Genomic DNA, 6,207 nt, shown 5'->3' with positions numbered 1-6,207 from the left:
TCGAAACGTTACATACATCTATTACATAATAACATGCCCACAGATTTTGTCAATAATTAGACTCTATTATAAATGTTTTAAAAATTCAAAACCCTTATAATAGAAGAAAAAGAAAACAAGCAATGATTGGGGACAAAATGAAAACTTTAGTGATTGTAGCTCATCCGGATTATCACGACTCTGGAACACAAGGATTTTTGAAACGGGCAACAGAAGGATTAGAAGAGATTACTTGGCATTATTTACCAGAACAGACTGAATTTAACGTTGCAGCTGAGCAACAGTTATTAATTGAACATGATCGCATTATTTTTCAATTTCCCATGTACTGGTATAGTGCCCCAGCGACTTTAAAAAAATGGGAAGATGAAGTATTAACGCGAGCTTTTACGTTTGCTAATGAAAAAGGAATTTTAAAAGGAAAAGAATTAGGAATTGTGACAACGCTTGGTTATCCCGCTAAAGATTTTCAGGCGGGCGCCACAGAAGGTTTTAGTATTTCTGAAATTTTAGTTCCATATCGTGCTTTGGCTCATCGAGCAGGTATGATATTTATGACACCCTTAGTGGTTGATCAATTTGACTACATGACACCTGATCAACAAACGAAACTTTTAATTGATTATCAACAATATTTAACGGCTGCTTTTTCCTTTAGTTTTAGTGTGCGTCAAGACTGGATAATTAAACAATTGAAAAAGATGATGAATTCTAATAATCAAGCTCAATTACAGTTAGTTATTGACCAACTAGAACAAAATAAAATTGATTTAAACGATTTAAAGGATCAAATTAAAATGATTCGACAAGCTGAGGAGGGTTAATGTGGAAAATTTAGATTGGCTGTTACAACAAATTGATGAACTTGAGGCACAGACTACGACATTTGCTAATCAAGCTCTTTTAGAAGCAACTAAAGATATTGCGAAAGAACAGGCGAAACGAATTGAGCAAGCTGAAATGGAGCTAGATGGGCGGATCTGGAGTCCTAATAAATGGTAATTTTGAAAATGAAAAAGGGTAATGACTTTTAAATTAAGCCATTACCCTTTTATTATTTAAGATTTTTATGCCCAGTGATTAATTGGTCCAAACTTATGACCAACATCGATACCATTTTTGATACAAGCATCGACATATTTTTTACCTGAACGAATTGCTTCCTCAACTGACTTGCCTAAACCAAGTTCAGCGGTAATGGCAGCTGACAATGTGTCACCAGTTCCATTTTTGTGAGTAGTATTGAAATAAGGTCCAGTCAATGTGAACGTTGAGCCATCCTCAAGTAAAACGTAATCAGTCACTTCGGTTTGGTCGTCGCTATCATGACGTCCTTTAACCATGATGTTTTTAGCACCAAGTTCTTGTAACTTATGAGCGGCCTTGGCTTGAAAATCAGGATCTTGATCATCTAAACCAGTTAATTTAACGGCTTCAAAGAAGTTAGGAGTTAAGACATCTGCCATTGGAAGCAACCGTTTCACTAAGGCATCGTAAGCCTCTTGTTCCAATAGCATGTCTCCGTGTTTGGTAATAATTACGGGATCGACAACTAAAGGTCCAAAATCGTATTTTTCGTAGTTATCTGCCACAGAATTAATAATTTTACTATCTGCTAACATTCCAGTTTTAGCGGCCCGAATCTTGAAATCATCCGCTAAATCTTTAAATTCCTGAGCAATAAAATCAGGCTCCATATTAACGCCTGCATGAATTCCAAATGAGTTACCAGCCACACAAGCGGTAATAACCGTAGCACCGTAGACTTTCTTAGCAAAAAAGGTTAGTAAATCTGCTTGCATTCCGGCACTACCATCGCTATCGCTTCCAGCAATGGTTACAACTTGAGGATAATCATTAATCATATTTAGCTACCTGCCTTTGAATTTGAAATATATTTGATTTTATAGGGTTGGATGTATTATAATACAAGGAGCTGTTAATTGTAAGTAAAACAAGAAAAAGTAAAGGAGCATTTCGTCATGAGAATTTGTCATCCAAATGGTGTTCAAGGACGTCGTCCAATCGACCAAAAAGGCCGTAAAAAAGAACAAAAAAGAGTTGCAGAATTACAACAATTCTTAAAGAAAACACCTGCTAAATAATTGAAAGTCGCTATGGCGGCTTTTTTCTTGCAAAAAAATAAGGGCTCATCAATCAGATGGGCTCTTATTTTAGTTATTTTGCTTTTGCCTTTGTTGCTTTAGTAATATCTTTCTTCTTAGGTTTAGATAGCGCTCTTAATTGGTCTTTTAAGGTATTAATTTCATCAGCGTGATTTTCTTTCCACTTAGCAAATGAATTGTTTGAATCACTATCAGCAGGTTTTAAGCCAGTATTGAGCCAAAACATTGCTTCAGATAAACTATTGAAATTACGTAACCAAAGTGTTTGCCCATTTTCTGAGTCAAATGCTACGTAAGAACGTGATTTTTTCTTTAAGAAGGTATGACGACGAATCTTAAACGCTTCTCTTTTTCGAGTTAAATAATAGTCTGGTAAAATATAACTACCAGGTGTAATTAATTCTGGGAAACGTTCATTTCGTTTCGCATGCCGATCGCGTAGCATTTTCATAGCTTGATCAGCAGTGATTAGTTTGATGTTAATATCAGACATCTCGTTTCCTCCTATTTTATTTTCTTATTACTATTTTTACATAAAACGGGCGGAAAGCAAAGGATTAAACAGTATTAATAAGTATTTTTTAATAAAATTAAAAGGGGAAAGAATGACCATGGCGAATGTAAAGAAATTTTATGCAGTACGTGTGGGAAAACAACCCGGAATTTACAATAGTTGGGATACGGCTAGAGCACAAGTTGATGGATATCCCAATGCTAAGTATAAAAGTTTTAAAACGGAAGCTGAGGCACAGGCTTTTATGAATGGAAAAGATTCTGAAAAGAAGCAGTCCACTGCAAATGCGGTCCCATCAACTAGTAAAGTAAGACCAGAAATTGTGGTTTTTACTGATGGTGGTTCGCGGAACCATGGAAATGTCGCTGGTGGGCACGTTAAAGCTACTGACCCTGCTGCGTGGGCATATCTAATTGATTACCACGGCAAACAACATTCTGACTCGGCCGGAGAATTTGGCGTTACTAATAATAAAATGGAAATTACGGCCTTGGTTCAAGCTTTACAGTGGTTATGGGAAAATCAATTTAATAATAAGTCAGTAGGAATTGTTTCTGATTCTCGTTACGTTTTGAATGCGATTCAAAAAGGTTGGATTAAGGGTTGGAAAAAACGGGGCTGGAAACGAAGTGCTGGCGAATTAAAAAATGCTGAACTTTGGCAACAACTAGACCAATTATTGGATAAATTCCCTAAAATTCAATATGCTTGGACTAAAGGGCACGCGACTAATCAGGGAAATGTCTTTGTTGATGAACTATTAAATCAAACGATGGATAAAATGTAGGAGGATTTTTATGACCACAGAACGAGAAAAAATGACAGCGGGAGAAGATTTTAATCAATTTGATCACGAGTTAATTAAACGACGGATTTTGGTACGTAAAATGCTTCAAAAAATCAATAATACACCCGATAATGAAGAAAGAAATGCCATGATTAAGGGATTGTTTGCTGATACTGGTGACGAATTCTTTGTAGAAACTGATTTACAATTTGATTATGGCTGGAACATTCATATTGGTAATAATTTCTTTGGTAATTATCGCCTAACTTTAATGGATTCTTGCCCAATTACCTTTGGGAAAAATTGTTACATTGGACCTAATTGTGGACTTTATACCAATATTCATCCGTTGACTGCCAAAGAACGGGTGGCGGATGTTGAATTAGGAGCCCCAATTAAAATTGGTGACAACGCCTGGTTTGGTGGTGGAGTTACCATTCTTCCTGGAGTTACTTTAGGTGATAATGTGGTCGTTGGTGCAGGTGCGGTTGTTACCAAATCTTTTGGCGATAATGTTTGTATCGCTGGAAATCCTGCTCGAGTAATTAAGACGATTGATAACGGTCAATTTGATAAATAAGGATAAGTGGTATAATTTAAAGGAAACTTAAGCTTTGGCATTTGTACACACTGTGTAAATGGTTCGATTTTCGTTCCATTTTGACAGTGCTTTTTATTAGAATTTTTTTATATTAATCTGAGGAGGATTTTTTATTATTTTTAAACACTTTAATATTGATAAATATGTCTTTATTCCGACGATTCTGATTTTTTCGGTCGTTTCGGCAATTTTGATTATGGGGGGCTCAAGCCTTCAAGGTTTTCTGACAGTTGCATTAGCTTGGATTACTAAGCAAATGGGCTGGGCCTACATGATGATTTACATTGTGAACTTTATTTTCTTCATGTGGTTGCTCTTTAGTAAATATGGAGCTATTCGACTAGGTGATCCGCATTCCACGCCACAATACAGTAACTTACAATGGGGAAGCATGGTTTTTGCTACTGCCATTGATGCTAGTATTTTGATGTTGAGTATTGTTGACCCGATTCGATATGTTTCTTCGCCACCTTTTGGAATTAAACCATTTTCACAAAACGCCTATAACTACGCACATATGCTAGGTCAATTTGACTGGGGTCCAATGGCTTGGATGATGTACGCTCCGGCAGCCATTGCAATTGGTTATATATTATTCGTAAAAAAGGGTCATGTGCAACGCCTCAGCAAGTCAATCACGTTCATTCAAGGTGACGAAAAGTGGAAATACGCCTTACGGCAACTCGTTGATTTCTTAGTTGTTTTTGGAATCATGGGTGGAGTCGGTTCGTCAGTTGGAATGGAAATTCCAATCATTTCTAATGTTTTAAGTAGTTTAACTGGGTTACCAGATAATATGACGCTTAAAATTGGACTTTTTGGAATTTTATTTGTGATCTTTGCTTGGACCGTTTGGCATGGACTTAATGGTGGGATTGATAAATTAAGTGATATACATATTTGGACGGCCGTTATCTTCTTGGCCTTTGTCCTTTTAGTTGGACCCACGATTTATATTTTGAGTTCTGAAACTAACAGTTTAGGATTGTTAACCAGTAACTTTGTTTCTTTAAGTACTAATACAGTACCAAACGGAACACCTGATATCGCTAACTCAGAAGTTATCTTTTACTGGGGTTGGTGGTTAGCATACATGCCCGTGATGGGACTATTCATTGCCAGAATTTCCAAAGGAAGAACCATTCGGCAAATTCTTTTAGGAATGTTGGGTTATGGTTCAGCTGGGTGTTTGAGTTTTTACGCCATTTTAGGTGGCTATTCACTTTGGTTACAAAAAACTGGTGCCATTAATTTAGTGCATATTTTAAATACCAAGGGGCAAGAAGCTGTAATTACGGCCGTCTTATCAAGTTTGCCTTTTAGATCAATAGTATTTATTGTTTATTGTATTTCTTCTTTCATTTTCTTGGCAACGACCATTTCGTCTTCAGCTTACATTGTTTCTTCATTTACTAGTTTGAAGTTGAAGGATAACCAAGAGCCCAGTCAATTCAACCGAATGACATGGGTAATTATTTTTGTGCTATTCTCCTTTGGAATTGTGGTAGTTGGTGGTTTCAATACCGTTGAAACCTTCTGTGCAATCTCAGGTTTCCCTTTGATGTTTGTCTGTATCATGATCTTAGTTTCCATTTATCACATGGTGAAAAATGATGAAGGAATCGTCCTTAAAGCTAAAGGAATGGACGACATGCGGATCGAGAAGAAGAAAGAAAAGATGCAACGAATTCGGGCGAAAAGGATGGCTGCTCGTTTAAATCGTAATATTGATGATGATGATTAAAATAATTTAATAGATTTGTTTTATAAAAGGTAACTGGATTTTTAATTAATTCGGTTACCTTTTTATATATAAAAAATAATGATTTTTTCTTTATTNCAAGAAAACGAGGTAATCCAAAAATGAATAAAAATAAAGTAACAAAACAAACTAAATTATCAAAAGATGATGAACTTAAGCAGCTTAAAGAAGAAAACTTAATGCTTAGAATTCAAAATGAATATTTAAAAAAACTGAAAGCCTTAGATCAAAAACAAGCAAAGAAAAAGTAATGGTAATTGATGATCTAAGGCGTAAATTCAAAGTCAGTCTTAGCTTCATTTTAAAAGCTGTTAAATTACCTAGAAGTAACTATTACTATGCGACTTCGTCGCAATCAATAGACAAAGATAAAAATATAATTAGGTTAATAAATAGTATTAAAGAAATCAATCCTAA

At 35.6% G+C, this 6,207-nt stretch carries 8 protein-coding genes; 6 read left to right on the top strand and 2 right to left on the bottom strand.

The window, feature by feature from the left end; translation table 11 throughout:
- Nucleotides 1–137 precede the first annotated feature (137 nt).
- Together FD36_RS06015 and FD36_RS06815 are read left to right on the top strand one after the other, a co-directional pair.
- Nucleotides 138–824, top strand: coding sequence for an NAD(P)H-dependent oxidoreductase (locus FD36_RS06015; protein WP_225361235.1), 687 nt, complete (start codon nucleotides 138–140; stop codon nucleotides 822–824).
- 1 nt (nucleotide 825) lies between these two features.
- Nucleotides 826–1,002, top strand: coding sequence for a hypothetical protein (locus FD36_RS06815; RefSeq protein ID WP_014082417.1), 177 nt, complete (start codon nucleotides 826–828; stop codon nucleotides 1,000–1,002).
- Between the two features lie 65 nt (nucleotides 1,003–1,067).
- On the opposite strand, the gene thiD is transcribed toward FD36_RS06815, so the two are convergent.
- A complete protein-coding gene (thiD, locus tag FD36_RS06010) occupies nucleotides 1,068–1,865 on the bottom strand; it encodes a bifunctional hydroxymethylpyrimidine kinase/phosphomethylpyrimidine kinase (RefSeq protein ID WP_056958770.1) in 798 nt (265 codons plus the stop codon).
- A gap of 117 nt (nucleotides 1,866–1,982) precedes the next feature.
- On the opposite strand from thiD, the gene FD36_RS06990 reads away from it, so the two are divergent.
- On the top strand, nucleotides 1,983–2,105 hold the full coding sequence (locus FD36_RS06990; protein ID WP_014082415.1) for a hypothetical protein: 123 nt from the start codon (nucleotides 1,983–1,985) through the stop codon (nucleotides 2,103–2,105).
- Nucleotides 2,106–2,178: 73 nt separating this feature from the next.
- Here the strand turns inward: FD36_RS06990 and FD36_RS06005 are convergent, their stop codons facing one another.
- A complete protein-coding gene (locus tag FD36_RS06005; protein ID WP_056958768.1) occupies nucleotides 2,179–2,619 on the bottom strand; it encodes a hypothetical protein in 441 nt (146 codons plus the stop codon).
- Between the two features lie 118 nt (nucleotides 2,620–2,737).
- On the opposite strand from FD36_RS06005, the gene FD36_RS06000 reads away from it, so the two are divergent.
- From FD36_RS06000 to FD36_RS05990, 3 genes are all read left to right on the top strand, one after another.
- Nucleotides 2,738–3,427, top strand: a complete 690-nt coding sequence (locus FD36_RS06000; RefSeq protein WP_056958774.1) for a ribonuclease H family protein — start codon at nucleotides 2,738–2,740, stop codon at nucleotides 3,425–3,427.
- 10 nt (nucleotides 3,428–3,437) lie between these two features.
- Entirely contained in the window at nucleotides 3,438–4,007 is a 570-nt protein-coding gene (locus FD36_RS05995) for a sugar O-acetyltransferase (RefSeq protein ID WP_041817936.1), read from the top strand.
- Nucleotides 4,008–4,140: 133 nt separating this feature from the next.
- Nucleotides 4,141–5,772 (top strand): BCCT family transporter, encoded by a 1,632-nt coding sequence (locus FD36_RS05990; RefSeq protein WP_056958766.1) that lies wholly within the window; start codon nucleotides 4,141–4,143, stop codon nucleotides 5,770–5,772.
- The last annotated feature ends 435 nt before the right edge of the window (nucleotides 5,773–6,207 follow it).

Source organism: Fructilactobacillus sanfranciscensis DSM 20451, assembly GCF_001436035.1.
GTDB classification, from domain to species: domain Bacteria; phylum Bacillota; class Bacilli; order Lactobacillales; family Lactobacillaceae; genus Fructilactobacillus; species Fructilactobacillus sanfranciscensis.
This window is presented reverse-complemented; position numbering and strand designations above follow the sequence as displayed.

Excerpts from the sequence above, each read along its gene's own strand:
- FD36_RS06005 (WP_056958768.1), bottom strand. The coding sequence starts at position 2,619 with ATGTCTGATATTAACATCAAACTAATCACTGCTGATCAAGCTATGAAA.
- thiD (WP_056958770.1), bottom strand. The coding sequence starts at position 1,865 with ATGATTAATGATTATCCTCAAGTTGTAACCATTGCTGGAAGCGATAGC.
- FD36_RS06015 (WP_225361235.1), top strand. The coding sequence starts at position 138 with ATGAAAACTTTAGTGATTGTAGCTCATCCGGATTATCACGACTCTGGA.
- FD36_RS06990 (WP_014082415.1), top strand. The coding sequence starts at position 1,983 with ATGAGAATTTGTCATCCAAATGGTGTTCAAGGACGTCGTCCAATCGAC.
- FD36_RS06000 (WP_056958774.1), top strand. The coding sequence starts at position 2,738 with ATGGCGAATGTAAAGAAATTTTATGCAGTACGTGTGGGAAAACAACCC.
- FD36_RS05995 (WP_041817936.1), top strand. The coding sequence starts at position 3,438 with ATGACCACAGAACGAGAAAAAATGACAGCGGGAGAAGATTTTAATCAA.